Below are 15,011 nucleotides of genomic sequence, written 5' to 3'. Positions count from 1 at the left end.
CGCTCATTCCGATCCAATGCCCTTCCGGAGAACGTCCATGACCCGCGTCCACATTCAACGCCTCGCATTCGGCCTGGCCCTGCTGACGGCGCACGGCGCGTTCGCGGCCACGCCGATCAACGAGACGCGCCCGCTGGATCCGCGCGGCCGGGTCGAGATCGAGAACATCAAAGGCTCCGTCGTGGTGAAGGCCTGGGATCGTCCCGAAGTGAAGATCGAAGGGAGTCTCGGCGCCGGCGTCGAGCGCCTGGAGATCGAAGGCGACAGCGAGCACCTCAATGTGCGCGTTAAGTATCCGAACCGCGGCGGCATGGGCATGTTCGGCAGCGACAAGAGCGAACCCACCGACCTGCGCCTGATGGTGCCGCTGCGCGCCGACCTCGACATCGACGTGGTGTCGGCCGACGTCAACGTCGAAGGCATCGCTTCGGGCGAACTGTCGATCGACGCGGTGAGCGGCGATGTCGTCGTCGCGGCCGCGCCGCGCGAAGCCGACTTCGACAGCGTCAGCGGCGACCTCAACCTGACCATCAACAGCAATCGCGTCAGCGCCGAAACGGTGAGCGGCGATCTCACCCTGCGCGGCCGCCTCGATGGCGAAATCTCGGTGGAAACCGTGTCGGGCCGCATCGACGTCGGTGTGCTGCAGAGTCGTCCGCAGAAGGTCACAGGTTCGACCGTGTCGGGCGACATCCGCATCGACACCGGCCTGGCCAGCAACGGCCGCATCTCGCTGGAAACCGTCAGCGGCGACCTCAACGTGACGTTGCCGAAGAACCTCTCGGCGAACGTGCGCGGCGAAAGCTTCAGCGGCGACCTGACGGCGCCGGGTGCGCGGATCATCCGTCCCGAACACGGCCCGGGTTCGAACTTCGAACACCGATACGGCAACGGCGACGGCGACGTCACGCTGCAGACCTTCTCCGGCGACGCGACGTTGCAGCTCAACTGAGGCATCGGTGCGCTTCGCCTGAATCGGTCCCAACCGCATCCACCCCGCGTTCACGCGTGCTCGCGTCAGATGCATCCGCGACACGCCACGCGGCGTGGCCAAGTGGTTCCACCGAGTCGAGGAGAATTCCATGAAGCGTTTGATGGCTCTGCTGCTGCTTGCCCTGTTTTCGATGGGCACCCTGAGCGCCTGCAACACGATGGCGGGTGCCGGCAAGGACGTGCAGAAGGCTGGCGAAAAGGTCGAAACCAAGGCCGAGGATTGCAAGGACGGCAAGTGCTGAAGCAACAGGGCAGTGCAGTCCGAACGAAGAAGGCCGGAGCGATCCGGCCTTTTTCGTTTCGCGGATCGCGACACGCGCGATGCGATGAACGACGCGTTCACCGACATCAAATCGCGTCTAACACAATCGCGACTTCGACCGAATGCGTCGCTTGCGACTCTGTCCGTGCGGAAACATCGATACCGCAATCGACACGACCAGAGGAATGCAACGGATGAACAAAGACATCATTGCCGGCAAGTGGACGCAGTTGAAGGGCAAAGCCCAGGCACGCTGGGGCGACCTGACCGACGACGACTTCGACGTGGCCGAAGGCAACGCCGAATACCTCGCCGGAAAACTGCAGGAACGCTACGGCTGGGAACGCGACCGCGCCCAGCAGGAAGTCCGCGATTTCGAGAAGTCCCTGAACTGATCTGTTGACCCAAGCGGTGCGCGCGCCGGCGCCAATCCCATCGTTGCACCGGCGCGCGCGGGGAACCATCACCATCGTCAATCGTCCCAACCCGGCGGATCGGGAACGAACCCCGCCGGGAATGCGCGCGGACGATCGTCGCGATGCGGCCGGCGCCACGGAATCACGCCGCGCGCCACCAGTGAGGCGCGGTCGTCGTAGCGCATCTGCGTCACTTCCACCGGTGTCGAACTCGCACGCTCGAACGCGGTGCGATACGCGGACGACGCCTGGCTGCCGCCATGCCCGGTGCCGATCGACTGCGCACGCGCTTCGTCCCGCATGGGCGCGGATGACTTGCTCACGGAACGCTCCTCGATCGCCGGCGGCTCCCGCCAGCGTCGTGCTTCCTCGAACACGGCGATGCCGATGACGCCGACGTTGTCCGGGCGACCGGTGCGCGCGGCGTAGCTGTCGGGCAGGTCGGTGAACACGAACTGCGCGACATGGCGCATCGACTTGCGCCAACCATCGACCTGCGTCGTCTGCCACGGCTCGAGCACGTAACCGCTTTGCGCAGGCGAGGCCGTCTGGCCGGTGATGGCGTTGACGCCGTCCACCGACAGAACGACCAGGAGCCGCTCGCTGGTGACATTGGTCAGGCGTACCGCGTAACGATGCCCCGGCGTGCCTTCGACCCAGGTCTGGCCGCGGTGGCGGACGGGGGCGGCCCATTCGCCGCTGTCACGATCGACCAGCGCCAGTTCGACCCGGGGCGATGCGGCGACCGTAGAGGCCGCCAACGCGACGGACAGGGCAAGGAGAGAGGGCAGGGTGCGCATGGTGGACGGCCTCGGCTGGGGACGTCCGGTTCAACGCACGGGCCGTGGCCGCGGGGTTGGCGGGGCGCGGGTACACTGTGGGGCCGTTTTCCCGGCATTACGCTTCGATGAGCCGCACCCGCGTCCTTACCGGCATCACCACCTCCGGCACTCCGCACCTGGGCAACTACGTCGGCGCGATCCGCCCCGCCGTGAACGCCAGCCGCGACCCGGGCGTGGAGAGCTTCTACTTCCTCGCCGACTACCACGCCCTGATCAAGGTGCAGGATCCGGCGCGCGTGCAACGCTCCACGCTGGAGATCGCCGCGACGTGGCTGGCCTGCGGACTGGAACCGGACAAGGTGTGGTTCTACCGCCAGAGCGACGTGCCGGAAGTGCAGGAGCTGACCTGGTTCCTGACCTGCGTCGCCGGCAAGGGCCTGCTCAATCGCGCGCATGCCTACAAGGCCGCGGTGGACAAGAACCGCGAGGCCGGCGAGGACGACGATGCCGGCGTGAGCGCGGGACTGTTCATGTATCCGGTGCTGATGGCCGCCGACATCCTGCTGTTCAACGCCAACCGCGTGCCGGTCGGTCGCGACCAGGTGCAGCACATCGAGATGGCGCGCGATTTCGGCCAACGCTTCAATCATCTGTACGGCGATGCGGCGGCGCAGCCGTTCTTCGTGATGCCCGAGGCGGTGATCGACGAGAACGTCGCCACGCTGCCCGGGCTCGATGGCCGCAAGATGAGCAAGAGCTACGACAACACGATCCCGTTGTTCGTGCCGCGCGAGACGCTGAAGAAGCTGATCTACTCGATCGTCACCGATTCGCGCGCGCCCGGCGAAGCCAAGGACGCCGACAACTCCAACGTGTTCCAGCTCTACCAGGCTTTCGCCAGCGTCGAGGAAACCACCGCGATGCGCCGCGCGTTCGCCGATGGCATCGCGTGGGGCGAAGCGAAGCAAGCGCTGTTCGAACGCATCGACCGCGAAATCGCGCCGCTGCGGGCGCGCTACGACGAACTGATCGCGCGCCCGGCCGACATCGAGGCGATCCTGCGCGATGGCGCAAGACGCGTGCGCGAGACCTACGCCGCACCGACGCTGAAGACGCTGCGCGAGGCGGTCGGCCTGCGCGACCTGTCGCAGGTCACGACGGGCGCGACCAGGAAAGCGGCGAAGGCGGAAGCACTGCCGACGTTCAAGCAATACCGCGAGGGCGACGGTCGCTTCTACTTCAAGCTCGTCGACGGCGATCGCGTGTTGCTGCAGAGCACAGGCCACGAATCAGCGCGTACCGCGGGCCAGCTGATCGGCCGCCTCAAGCGGGAAGGCGCCGCGGTGTTGCGCAACGCTGAAGCCGGCGTGGTGCGGTTGGGCGATGAGGTGATCGGTCATCTCGACGACGGCGTCGAACTCGACGATATCGTCGAGGCGCTGGCGCGTTTCGCCGCCGAGGACGCATGAACCCGCTGGTCGAACTCAACCTGGCGCTGATCCTGTTCCTGCCGTGGTTCGCGATTCTCGGCGTGCTGTTCTGGATGTTCCCGCGGCATCCGCGCCACGCGGCGCGCAAGCTGTTCGACGGCATCGCGCTACTGCTCGCGTTCACCGCGTTCGTACTGAGCCTGTACTGGTCGCACGCAAGCGCCGACCCGGTGTACGGACGCATGTGGCAGCAGGTGCTGGCGACGGCGGTGGGCTACGGTGTGTTCCTGGCGGTGCTGACGGCGGCGTTCTTCGTGCGCCGTCGCTGGCTGCGCCGCCACCGCTGAAATTCCTGCTACGAAAGCCGCATCGTTTCGCGGCATCGCGCGGCCTAGACTGGGCACTGTTCCTTCCGCAACGGAGCGCAACGGCATGAGCGACGCGCACGGCATCGTCACCATCGACACCGGCTTCCAGCGCCCGCATTTCGACGCGGCGTACCTGATCGTCGAGAACGGGCGTGGCGCGTTCGTCGATTGCGGCACGCAGCATTCGATCCCGGCGATGCTCGCCGCGCTGCAATCGCAGAGGCTGAGTCCGGCCGATGTCGACTGGCTGATCCTCACCCACGTGCACCTGGACCATGCCGGCGGCGCCGGTGCGTTGATGCGCGTGCTGCCCAACGCCACGCTCGCGGTGCATCCGCGCGGCGCGCCGCACATGATCGATCCGGAGAAGCTCGTCGCCGGCGCTACTGCCGTATACGGCGAAGAGGAAATCGCGCGCAGTTACGGCGAGATCGCGCCGGTGCCGGCCGAGCGCGTGCGCGTGGTGGAGGACGGCGACACCATCGACCTCGCCGGACGCACGCTGCTGTGCATCGACACGCCCGGTCACGCGCGCCACCACCTGTGCGTGTGGGACGAGCGCAGCCGCAGCTGGTTCACCGGCGATACGTTCGGCCTCTCGTATCGCGAGTTCGACAACGCGGCCGGCGAGCCGTTCGTGATCCCGACCACGTCGCCGGTGCAGTTCGAACCCGAACCACTGAAGGCGTCGATCGCGGCGATGCTCGCGCGTAATCCGGACGCGATGCGTCTGACCCATTACGGCCGCGTCGGCGATGTCGTGCGGCTCGCGCGCGATCTGGTCGAACAGATCGACGCGATGGTCGCGCTGGTGCGCCAGGCGCAGGGCGAGGCCGACCGCCACCAGTGGCTGGTGGCCGCACTCGGCGAGTTGTACATTTCGCGGGCGAAGGCGCACGGCTGCACGCTTTCGCCGGACGAGACGCGCGCGCTGCTGGCGATCGACATCGAACTCAACGCGCAGGGCCTGGAAATCTGGCTGGCCCGCCAGAAGCACGCGGAACGCCCTGTTCAGGTTGGCTGAGCGGCCCTGACCGGCTGAACCGACCGGCCCGGATCGGTGCTCCTGTGGCATGCATCACAGGTTGACCGAAGGCCGGAGAGTAGCCTGAGCGGCCTTTCTGCCCAGCCCCATGTCCGCCGCCCGTCCACTCGCCCTTCCACCCCCCGACGAGGCGCGTCGCCAGGCCGCACTGGACGCGTACGGGGTGGTCGATACCGTGCCCGAACAGGCGTACGACGACATCGTGCGGCTGGCGATGACGCTGTGCGACGTTCCGGCCGCGGCGATCTCGCTGATCGATCGCGATCGCCAGTGGTTCAAGGCGCAGATCGGCCTCAACCTGCGCGAGACCGCGCGCACCGACGCGATCTGCGAACGTGCGATCCAGCAGCCGGATCGTCCGCTGGTGATCGACGATCTGGCGGCGTCCGGCGTCGCCGGTCCTGAAGCGTTGCGCATCGGCGGCGAACCGCTGCGCTTCTATGCCGGCATGCCGTTGCTGAGTCCCGACGGTCGTGCGCTCGGCACGGTGTGTGTGCTCGACAACAAGCCGCGCACGCTGACCGCCGCGCAACTGGAAGGCCTGGAAGTACTCGCGCGCCAGACGCAGCATCTGCTCGAACTGCGTCGCTATGCGATGGAACAACGTCGCCTGCTGTCGGAGCGCGAGGCATTCGCGCAGCGGCTCGAGGATGCGCGCGCGGACCTGCAGCGCCGCAACGATCTCCTGCAACACAGCGCCACGCACGACGCACTCACCGGCCTTCTCAACCGCGCTGCGCTGGCGCAGCTGCGCGACAACCCGGAGGCGATGTTGCAGCTGCAACAGTCGCCATACACGCTGCTGCTGCTCGACGTCGACCACTTCAAGGACGTCAACGACCGCCACGGTCACCTGCTTGGCGATCGCGCACTGCGCGCCGTCGCCGATGCGGTCGCCGCATCGATCCGCGAGCGCGATGTCGCGGTGCGCTACGGCGGCGAGGAGTTCCTGATCCTGTTGCCCGACACGCGGCTCTCGTCGGCGGTGCAGGTCGCCGAACGCATCCGCCAGCGCATCGCCGCCGCGCCGCTGCCGTTCGCGTTGACGGTGTCGATCGGTCTGGCCGCCGGCGAGCCGACGCGCGACTGGTCCGAGCAGGTGTTCGATCGCGCGGATCAGGCGCTGTATAGGGCGAAGGCGGGCGGACGGAATCGCGTCGTGGTGGACGACACGCCGATGCATGGGTGAGGGCCCCCCTCTCCCGGCGCGCTGCGCGCGCCGACCTCTCCCGCAAGGGGAGAGGTGGAAGTAATGCCACATGCCTCGACAGTTCGAAATGAGGCATCACGGCATGAAGTGTGTCCCTCTCCCCTTGCGGGAGAGGGACAGGCCGCCGAAGGCGGCCAGGGAGAGGGGCAGGGCTCAATCCCACTCGTTAGGCGTCGACCGCAGCTCCGGCTGCTTCATCTTCACCACGCAGAACCGCTGCCCCGTCGGCGCTTCCATCACCCACCAGCGCTTCACGAACGCGACCTTCTTCGCGCCGAGCTTCTCCAGTCGGTCCGCCTCGGCGTCGATGTCGTCGGCTTCGATGTCCAGGTGCACGCGCGACGCGTGGTCGACTTTCTGCACTTCGATGTACAGGTCGCCCGGCGTGTCGCCGAACTCCTGGTACTCGACCGTGTCGTCGCCGGCGTCGCGATTGGAGATGCTGCAGCCCAGCGCCTGGCTCCAGAAATCCGCGGCGGCGTCGAGATTGTCCGTGTTGCAGTCGATGATGAAACCGGCAAGACGACTACGGTGGGCCATGTCGTGCTCCTGCGAAGGGATGCTCGCAGTCTGCATCGGCGCTGCTGACAGGGTCCTGTCAGCAGCGATGCGTGCCGCGATGTTGCGTCAGTTCGGCGCCGCCATGTCGTCGAGCAGCGCCTTGAGGAAGCGCGCCGCTTCGCCGCCGGTGCAGGCGCGATGGTCGAAGGTGAGCGAGATCGGCATGCGGCGATGCACTTCGATGCCGCCCATCACCGCGACGACGTCGTGGCTCAACTTGCCCGCGCCGACGATCGCCACGCACGGCGGCACTACCACCGGCGTCGCGTAGCGGCCGGCGAACATGCCGAAGTTCGACAGCGAGATCGTGTAGCCGCTCAGTTCTGTCGCGGGAATGGTGCGGTCCTCGACCTGTGCGCGCAGGCGCTGGATCGCCGCGCGAACGCCGGCGCCGTCCAGCATGTCCGCGTTGCGCAGCGCAGGCACGAACAGACCGTCTTCGGTATCCACGGCGATGCCGATGTCGACCTGCGGATGCAGCGTGCGGCTGAGGTTCTCGCCGTCGAACCACGCATTGAGCGCGGGCACCGTCTTGCACGCGGTAACGATCGCGCGCACCAGACGCGCGGTGATGTCCTGCTTGCCGATCCACGCATGCAGGTCGGCGTCGTCGCACAGCGTGGTCGGCACGACCTTGGCGTGCGCGTCTGCCATCACACGCGCCATGTTGCGGCGCACGCCCTTGAGCTGTTCCGGCTGGCCGCTCGCGGCCACGCCCGGCGGCTGCGTGCGCATCGGCTTGCCGGCCTGCGAGAGCGTGCTGCGTGCCTGTGGTGCGGCAGGCTCCGGTGCGGGTGCGGCGACCGCGCGATCGGCCGCGCGTGCGACCGGTGCGGCACCGGCCTTCGCCGAACCGTCGGCCGATGCGCGCTTCACGTCGTCCATCGTCACCACGCCATCCGCGCCAGTGGCGCGCACGCGCGTCAGGTCGACGCCGAGCTTGCGCGCGAGCGCGCGCACCGCCGGCATCGCCTTCACGCCGCCGACCGCGACCGCCTGTTCGCTGCGCACCGCGTCGGAGCTCTGCATCGCACCGACCACCGTGCCCGAGTCGGCGCGCGCTTCGCCCTTGGGCGCGGGTTCGCCGGCATCGCTGATCGTGCCGCCGTCATCGGACGCGACGACCTGGTCGCCGTCGTCCGGCGCGTGGCTGCCCGCACCGTGGTGGTGGCCGGTGTCCTGGCCTTCGGCGCGCTGCGGCATCGACGGATCGATCTCGAATTCGGCCAGCATCTTGCCGGTGATGATCACGTCGCCCGGACCGCCGGACAGCTTCAGCACCTTGCCGGACACGGGCGAGGGCACCTCGACCACGGCCTTGGCGGTTTCCATCGAGACCAGGTTCTCGTCCAGGCGGATGGTGTCGCCCTCCTTCACGAACCACTCGACGATGGTCGCGTCGGGCAGGCCCTCGCCGAGGTCGGGAAGCAGGAAGGTCTTCTTGGTCGTCATACCGTGTCGTCTCGTTGGAATGCGTGATGTTTCGTGGTCGAACGGCGTCGCGCCGCCCGACCGGCAATGTTCAGACCCACACGTCGTTGCGTGCGGTGAGTTCCCCGCCGGCTTCGCCGGTGTTGACCACGTCGCGCGGCTCGATGATCAGCGCGTGGCATTCCTCGCGCGCACGGGTGATGTGTTCGACCCCGCGCGGGATCACGAACATCTCGCCCTCGCGCAGCACCACGTCGCGATCGCGGAAGCCGATCTCCATCTCGCCCTTCACCACGAGGAACACTTCGTCGGTGTCCGCGTGCGAATGCCAGACGAAATCGCCGTGCATCTTGACCAGCTTGAACTCGACGTCGTTCATGCGCGCGACGACGCGCGGCGACCAGCATTGGGAGAACAGCGCGAGCTTGTCGCGAAGATTCACCGCATCGTCGGCGTTGCGTGCGTCGCTCATGCGTCCTCGCCGTCGTCGTCGTCGAGGATCTCCAGCGCCCGCGCCGGGATCCAGCCCTGGTGGCCGAGCGCGTTCTCCGCCCACCACCACTGCGCCAGTTCGTAATGCAGCTTCAGGATCTCGTCGGCCTGCGCGTCGAGTTCGCGGGTGTCGTACTCGCCGAGCGCCTTGGCCGGACCGTGTTCGCTGTCGAACAGCTGCACCGGCATCCAGCCTTCATGGCCTTCGGCGATCGTCGCCCACACGAACTCCGGCCAGTCGGTGTCGCGCTTGCCGAGCAGCACCGCGTCGCCGGGCGCGACCCGGACCGGCGGGCGATCCGGGGCGCGATGGGCGACGACGACGCGCGCGTGCTGCATGGCTCAGCTCGCCGCGAGGGTCCGCTTGGCCGCCGCGACGATGCGGTCGACGCTGGGCAGGTACTTCATTTCCAGGCGGAACAGCGGGATGTGCGTGTCGTAGCCGGTGACGCGCTCGACCGGCGCGAGCAGGTCGAACATCGACTCCTCGGCCAGGCGTGCGGCGATCTCCGCGCCGAAACCGGCAGTCTTCGGCGCTTCGTGCACGATAACGCAGCGGCCGGTGCGGCTGACCGATTCGGCGATGGTGTCGAAGTCGAGCGGACGCAGCGTGGCGACGTCGATGACTTCCGCGCTGATGCCTTCGCTCGCGAGCTTCTCGGCCGCTTCCAGCGATTCCTTCACCTGCGCGCCCCAGGTCACCAGGGTCACGTCGGTGCCGTCGCGCAGCACGTAGCACACGTCCAGCGGCAGCGCTTCGCCGTCGTCGGGAACCACTTCCTTGTACTGGCGGTAGATGCGCTTGGGCTCCATGAAGATCACCGGATCCGGATCGCGGATCGCGGCGAGCAGCAGGCCGTAGGCGCGCGCCGGCGAGGACGGCATCACCACGCGCAGGCCGGGCACGTTGGTGAAGATCGCTTCGTTGGCTTCGCTATGGTGTTCCGGCGCACGGATGCCGCCGCCCCACGGCACGCGCAGCACCATCGGGCAGGTCAGGCGACCGCGGGTGCGGTAACGGAAGCGCGCGGCGTGGCAGATGATGTGGTCGACCATCGGATACACGAAGCCGTCGAACTGCGATTCGGCGACCGGCTTCATGCCCTGCGAGGCCAGGCCGACGGTGAGGCCGGCGATGGTGGTTTCGTCCAGCGGCGTATCGAGCACGCGCTCAGGACCGAACTGCTGCTGCAGCCCGGCGGTGGCGCGGAACACGCCGCCGTTGACGCCGACGTCCTCGCCCAGCACCAGCACCTTGTCGTCGACGCGCATCTCGTAGGCGAGCGCCTGCGTGATCGCTTCGATCAGCGTGATCGCGGTCGGCGTGGCCGCCTTGGCGGCATCGACCTTCTTCTTGTCTTCGACGTTCATCAGCGGCCCTCCTGCGCGAGCGCGAAGGCGCGTTGCGCCAGCAGGTCCGGCGGCGGATCGGCGTAGAGGTAGTCGAACATCGCCTCGACCGGCTGCACCGGCGTCTCGAGATAGGCGTTGATCTCGATGTCCACCTGCTTGCCGCATTCCTCGGCCCAGGCCTTCTCTTCCGCCTCGCTCCACACGCCCTGCGCGGTGAGGTAGGTGCGCAGGCGCGCGATCGGTTCGCGCGTCCAGGCGTCCTTCACTTCGTCCTCGTTGCGGTAGCGGCGTGCGTCGTCGGCGGTGGTGTGGTCGTGCAGGCGATAGGTCATGAACTCGATCACGCTGCCGCCTTCACCGCTGCGCGCGCGCTCTGCGGCGCGGCGCATGCCTTCGAGCACGGCGATCAGGTCGTTGCCGTCCACCTGCAGGCAGTGCAGGCCGCCGGCCAGTCCCTTCTGCGCGAGCGTGCGCGCACCGGTCTGCGCCGAGCGCGGCACCGAGATCGCCCAACCGTTGTTGACCACGCACAGGATCAGCGGCAACTGGTAGGCGCCGGCGGAGTTGAGCGCGGCGTAGAAGTCGGTCTTGGACGAGCCGCCATCGCCGCAGCACGCGACCGCGAGCTGCTTCTGCTTCATCAGCTTGAACTTCAGCGCGGCGCCAGCGGCGTGCAGGCACTGCGTGGAGATCGGCACGCACCAGGAGTAATCCTGCTTCGGGCCGGAGAAGTCGTTGCCGCGTTCGTCGCCGCCCCAGTACAGCAGCACTTCGCGTGGCTTCACGCCGCGCATGAACTGCGCGCCGTATTCGCGGTAGCTCGGCGCGAACACGTCGTCCTTGTGCATCGACGCGCCGATGCCGACATGCGTGGCTTCATGGCCCAGGCTGCTGGCATAGGTGCCCAGCTTGCCGGTGCGCTGCAGGGCAATGGCCTTGCTGTCGAAGGTGCGCACGAACAGCATCTGCTTGAACAGCGGCAGCAGTGCCTTCGGGTCGCGGAAAGCGGCCGGCAGCTCGGCGACGGGCGTGCCGTCCTGGCCGAGGTATTGCAGGTATTCGATCTCGAAGGTCGCGGCGACCGTCATCGGGGGATCCTGGCTGAAAGTGGCAAGGGGCCGAACCGGCCGCTGTCCGGATCCAGTGCCGGTCGGGCCGCTGTTCGGAGGGCTGGGCCGGAACACATCCGGCCTGGCTCCGCGGCGTCCGCTCGTGCCGCTGCGATGGCCGTGCCGACGCGTTGTCGCGGCGATGATACCCAAAGGCGTGTCAAGGTCCGTTGCGCGCTGCGGCATGCAACTTTGCCGAAAAGACGCTATGCGGCGCCCCGCACGCAGCGGTATGGATCGCGGATGAATGCGGCCCGGAAAAGGGAAGGGCGCGGCCGGAGCCGCGCCCTTCGCGTGGTCGAACTCAGCGACGGATCGCGACGCGCAGCCGGTCGCTGTTGTCGGCGGCGTCCGGGTCGGGCGTGTCGGACCCCACGGTGGCGACGAACTCCAGCTCGGTGCCGGTGCGCGGACGTTCCGGTACGACGAGGGCGAAGGCGAACCACTGTGTGCCGATCGCGATGGCGCCGTTGCGCTCGCACTGCGCGCGGAAGCCAGTGGCGGTCGCACTGCGCGTGCAGCTCCAGCCGTTCGGTGCGGCGACGGCCGCGGCGCTGGCGGCGACGTTGCCCTCCAGCACCAGTCGCGGCGTCTGTGCGGCGTCCGGGCCGGCGTTGCGCACCGGCACGAGGAAGGTCGCAATCGCGCCTCGACGCACCGGCAGCACGCCCCCTTCGATGCGCACCGACAGATCGGCCGCGGTCACCACGGTGACCTGGGCGACGGCGTCGTTGTCGGCGTTGGCCGCATCGCGCGTCTGCGAACGTGCCGCCACTGCCATGCGCACCGGCGTCCCGTTCGGCAGCGCGGGCATGACAGTGCGCAGCGTGAAGACGGCCTGGCCCTGCACCGCCAGCGAGCCGACCGTGCAGGCGACCGTGGTCGTGCCGTTGGCCTGTGCCGGCGCGGCGCAGGTCCAGCCCGAGGGAGCGTCGACCGATACTGCGAGCGTCGCGTCGAAGGCGAACGCCACGCCAACCGCGTCGGCGGCGTCCGGGCCGGCATTTGCCACCGTCGCGGCCCACGTCGCGGTCTCGCCGGCGCGCAACGACGACGGCGTCGCCGCGGCCGTGACCGAGAGATCCGCACTGCGGAAGTCGGGCACGGCGATGCGCACGCGCACCGGATCGTGGTCGGACACCCGCAGCGGCAGGGTCGTGTCGCCGTAGTGGTCGAGGCCGAAACCGGAGTTGATGCGCGCGTGATCCACGCGCACCGTCGTCGCATCCATCACCACCGCTTCGTTCACCAGCACGTGGTCGAGCGTCTGCGCGCTGCCCTGGTACACGTACGAGTAACGCTGCTGCGGATCGGCAATCAGTTCCGAACCGTCGATCAGCGGCGTGGTGAGCGGGCTGGGCACGTGGCTCAGCACCTGGTCCTCGGCCGCGGGCTCGCCCTTGATCACGCCGAGCACGTCGACGTAACCGTCGTTGAACTCGAACGCGTTGAAGTCGCCGACCAGCACGATCTTCTCCGTGGGGTTCGCCTGCTGCATCGACTGCACCAGGCCCGCCAGATACGCCGCCTGCGCGCCGCGCTTGGCGCGTACGCGCGCGCCGTCCGTGCTCCATCCGTTGCTGCCCGGCGCCACCGAGTCGATGTCGTTGAGCGAGCGCAGGTGGTTGACGATCACCGTGACCGGATAGCTGGCACCGTTGGCCTGGTGCACTCGTGCGCGCAGGAGCAGCGGCGGGCGATCGTTGAGCAGGCTGGTGCTGCCGTCGGGATTGGCGAGCGTGGCGTTCTTGCCGTACTGCACGACTTCGAGCACTTCCACGCGTGCGATGCCCGCGCCGTTGTCGCGGCGCGCGACGAGGAAGCCGACGTTGATGCCGCCGACATCGTTGCCCTGGACCAGGAACGGTTCGTAGTCCGGCGCACCCGCGCAATTGCTGTCGAGACGGTCGGCGAGCATGCCGAGCACGCGCAGGTTCTCGACCTCGACCACGCCGAGGATGTCGGGCGTCTTGAGGAAATCGCAGATCGCCGCGGCCGTCTTGCCCAGACGCTTGTCGAGCGCTTCGGGCTTGATCGTCGGCGCACCGTTGCCGTCGTTCACTTCGTCGAAGAAGCGCAGCAGGTTGAAGCCACCGATGGTGACTTCGTCGTGCTTCGCGTCGGCGACGGCTTCCGGCAGGCGGCCGCCGCTCGCAGTCGGCGGCGTCGCCGTGTCGGGCAGCAGCGCCCACGTACCGGCGAAGTAATCGAGCACGCCCAGCAGTCCGTCGACCTGCGCGCCGGCATCGACCGACAGCGCGAACGCGCCGACCTGGCCACGGCTGCGCACCATCAGGCGTTCCGGATTGGTGTCGAACAGCGGCGGATTCTTGCCCGGCGGGAGCGTGGCCAGCGCGGCATCCATCACGCCGATGCCCGTTTCGCGGAACGGCGTGGCGACATCCGGCAAGGTCACGTAGAACACGCCATCGCCGCTGGCGGTGGCGTCGTCCTCGTCGATGCGGCCCTCGGACGGGCCGACCACGCGCGACTGCGCAACGCTGACGCGCATGCCTTCGAGGCGCTCCAGCGTGCCCGGCGTCGCGGCGGGTGAGAGATCTGCCGTGCCCAGTTCCACCGCATCCGGCAAGGCGACGCCGGCCTGCAGCAGTTCGACCGTCGGGCCGGTGATCTCGGTGATGGTGAGCTGGTTGACGTTGGAGGCCGGGACGAACTCCTCGACCTTGCCGGTCACGCGCACGCGGTTGCCCACCGTCGCGGTCGCCGGCGGCGCGCTGCTGGTGAACACGAACACGCCTTCCGACGTGGCCGCATCGCCGTCCGGATCGATGCTCTGCAGGAAGAAGCCGTTGTTGAACTTCAGCGCGGTGACGACGCCTTCGGTGACGACGCGTTCGCCTTCGTGCGGCGAGCGCAGGGCATTGCCCTGGATCTGCGCGATGGTGCGCGGCGTGGCCGGATCGGGTTCCGGCGTGGTCGAGCCGCTGTTGCGCGGCGTCGGGGCACCGGCGGTGAAGTCGGCGTTGTTGTTGCCGGTGTCGTTCGCGCCGTTGCCGTTGCGCAGCGCGGCGGTGGCGGCGCTGAGCGTGGGCGCGGGGCCGGCGCCCTCGAAGAAGTTGGCGTTGCCGTAGCCGACCAGGTCGACGATCTGCGCCAGCTGCGCGGCCGAGCACGGCGTGCTGCTGCCGTTGCAGGCCAGGGCCGAAGCCGAATTCACCAGCGCGACCTTGCCCGCGCTGGCGGACATGGCGGCGGGGCCGGTCGCATCGGGCGTCGGCAATGGCGCGCCGGCCGAGCCGCCGCTCATCGCCACGAGGAAGTACTTGCCCGGCTGCACGGTCGCGGCCGGCAGTACCGCCACGCCGCTGAAGTTGCCGGTGCCGGTGGCGCTGGCGTACTGCACCGAGAGGCCCGCCAGCGAGGCTGGCGTCGCGCCGCGGTTGTACAGCTCGACGTAGTCGTTGGCGTAGACGGCCGTGCCGCCGCCACCGCCGCCGTAGACCTGGCTGATGACGACCTGTGCCTGGGCGGTGGTCGCCCCGGCCAGCAATGCAAGAGAGAACAACGCGGCCGCGCAGCGGCCCCTGAGCCTGTCCAT

The 15,011-nt window shown here is 68.4% G+C and carries 15 protein-coding genes; 7 read left to right on the top strand and 8 right to left on the bottom strand.

Annotated elements, in window-relative coordinates:
• The first annotated feature begins 37 nt into the window (after positions 1 to 37).
• The 3 genes from FOF45_RS03895 to FOF45_RS03885 all read left to right on the top strand — a co-directional run bounded on the left by FOF45_RS03895 (position 38) and on the right by FOF45_RS03885 (position 1,650).
• A complete protein-coding gene (locus tag FOF45_RS03895; RefSeq protein ID WP_158982696.1) occupies positions 38 to 952 on the top strand; it encodes a DUF4097 family beta strand repeat-containing protein in 915 nt (304 codons plus the stop codon).
• Positions 953 to 1,082: 130 nt separating this feature from the next.
• Positions 1,083 to 1,235, top strand: coding sequence for an entericidin A/B family lipoprotein (locus FOF45_RS03890; protein WP_158982695.1), 153 nt, complete (start codon positions 1,083 to 1,085; stop codon positions 1,233 to 1,235).
• A 214-nt stretch (positions 1,236 to 1,449) separates the two neighbouring features.
• Entirely contained in the window at positions 1,450 to 1,650 is a 201-nt protein-coding gene (locus FOF45_RS03885; protein WP_115841280.1) for a CsbD family protein, read from the top strand.
• 77 nt (positions 1,651 to 1,727) lie between these two features.
• On the opposite strand, the gene FOF45_RS03880 is transcribed toward FOF45_RS03885, so the two are convergent.
• Positions 1,728 to 2,471 carry a hypothetical protein gene (locus tag FOF45_RS03880; RefSeq protein WP_158982694.1) on the bottom strand — a complete coding sequence of 248 codons (744 nt, stop codon included), beginning with the start codon at positions 2,469 to 2,471 and terminating at the stop codon, positions 1,728 to 1,730.
• A 107-nt stretch (positions 2,472 to 2,578) separates the two neighbouring features.
• Here FOF45_RS03880 and FOF45_RS03875 point away from each other — a divergent pair, with 107 nt between their 5' ends.
• The 4 genes from FOF45_RS03875 (at position 2,579) to FOF45_RS03860 (ending at position 6,485) form a co-directional block, all read left to right on the top strand.
• Positions 2,579 to 3,922 carry a tryptophan--tRNA ligase gene (locus FOF45_RS03875; protein ID WP_158982693.1) on the top strand — a complete coding sequence of 448 codons (1,344 nt, stop codon included), beginning with the start codon at positions 2,579 to 2,581 and terminating at the stop codon, positions 3,920 to 3,922.
• Positions 3,919 to 4,230 carry a hypothetical protein gene (locus FOF45_RS03870; RefSeq protein WP_158982692.1) on the top strand — a complete coding sequence of 104 codons (312 nt, stop codon included), beginning with the start codon at positions 3,919 to 3,921 and terminating at the stop codon, positions 4,228 to 4,230. The genes FOF45_RS03875 and FOF45_RS03870 overlap by 4 nt, the downstream gene beginning before the upstream one ends.
• An 85-nt stretch (positions 4,231 to 4,315) precedes the next feature.
• Positions 4,316 to 5,275, top strand: a complete 960-nt coding sequence (locus tag FOF45_RS03865; RefSeq protein ID WP_158982691.1) for an MBL fold metallo-hydrolase — start codon at positions 4,316 to 4,318, stop codon at positions 5,273 to 5,275.
• 109 nt (positions 5,276 to 5,384) lie between these two features.
• Entirely contained in the window at positions 5,385 to 6,485 is a 1,101-nt protein-coding gene (locus FOF45_RS03860; protein ID WP_158982690.1) for a GGDEF domain-containing protein, read from the top strand.
• Between the two features lie 174 nt (positions 6,486 to 6,659).
• On the opposite strand, the gene FOF45_RS03855 is transcribed toward FOF45_RS03860, so the two are convergent.
• The 7 genes from FOF45_RS03855 to FOF45_RS03825 all read right to left on the bottom strand — a co-directional run bounded on the left by FOF45_RS03855 (position 6,660) and on the right by FOF45_RS03825 (position 15,011).
• Positions 6,660 to 7,046 (bottom strand): VOC family protein, encoded by a 387-nt coding sequence (locus tag FOF45_RS03855; RefSeq protein ID WP_158982689.1) that lies wholly within the window; start codon positions 7,044 to 7,046, stop codon positions 6,660 to 6,662.
• 87 nt (positions 7,047 to 7,133) lie between these two features.
• Complete coding sequence (locus FOF45_RS03850) at positions 7,134 to 8,519, bottom strand: dihydrolipoamide acetyltransferase family protein (protein ID WP_158982688.1); 1,386 nt, start codon at positions 8,517 to 8,519, stop codon at positions 7,134 to 7,136.
• 70 nt (positions 8,520 to 8,589) lie between these two features.
• Positions 8,590 to 8,970, bottom strand: coding sequence for a cupin domain-containing protein (locus FOF45_RS03845; RefSeq protein ID WP_158982687.1), 381 nt, complete (start codon positions 8,968 to 8,970; stop codon positions 8,590 to 8,592).
• Positions 8,967 to 9,329 carry an SH3 domain-containing protein gene (locus FOF45_RS03840; protein ID WP_158982686.1) on the bottom strand — a complete coding sequence of 121 codons (363 nt, stop codon included), beginning with the start codon at positions 9,327 to 9,329 and terminating at the stop codon, positions 8,967 to 8,969. The genes FOF45_RS03845 and FOF45_RS03840 overlap by 4 nt, the downstream gene beginning before the upstream one ends.
• A 3-nt stretch (positions 9,330 to 9,332) precedes the next feature.
• Positions 9,333 to 10,361 carry an alpha-ketoacid dehydrogenase subunit beta gene (locus FOF45_RS03835; protein ID WP_158982685.1) on the bottom strand — a complete coding sequence of 343 codons (1,029 nt, stop codon included), beginning with the start codon at positions 10,359 to 10,361 and terminating at the stop codon, positions 9,333 to 9,335.
• Positions 10,361 to 11,431, bottom strand: coding sequence for a pyruvate dehydrogenase (acetyl-transferring) E1 component subunit alpha (gene pdhA / locus FOF45_RS03830; protein WP_158982684.1), 1,071 nt, complete (start codon positions 11,429 to 11,431; stop codon positions 10,361 to 10,363). Before pdhA ends, FOF45_RS03835 begins: the two co-directional genes overlap by 1 nt.
• 325 nt (positions 11,432 to 11,756) lie before the next feature.
• On the bottom strand, positions 11,757 to 15,011 hold the full coding sequence (locus FOF45_RS03825; protein ID WP_158982683.1) for a lamin tail domain-containing protein: 3,255 nt from the start codon (positions 15,009 to 15,011) through the stop codon (positions 11,757 to 11,759).

The organism is Lysobacter panacisoli (genome assembly GCF_009765165.1).
Classification (GTDB): domain Bacteria; phylum Pseudomonadota; class Gammaproteobacteria; order Xanthomonadales; family Xanthomonadaceae; genus Lysobacter_J; species Lysobacter_J panacisoli.
This window is presented reverse-complemented; position numbering and strand designations above follow the sequence as displayed.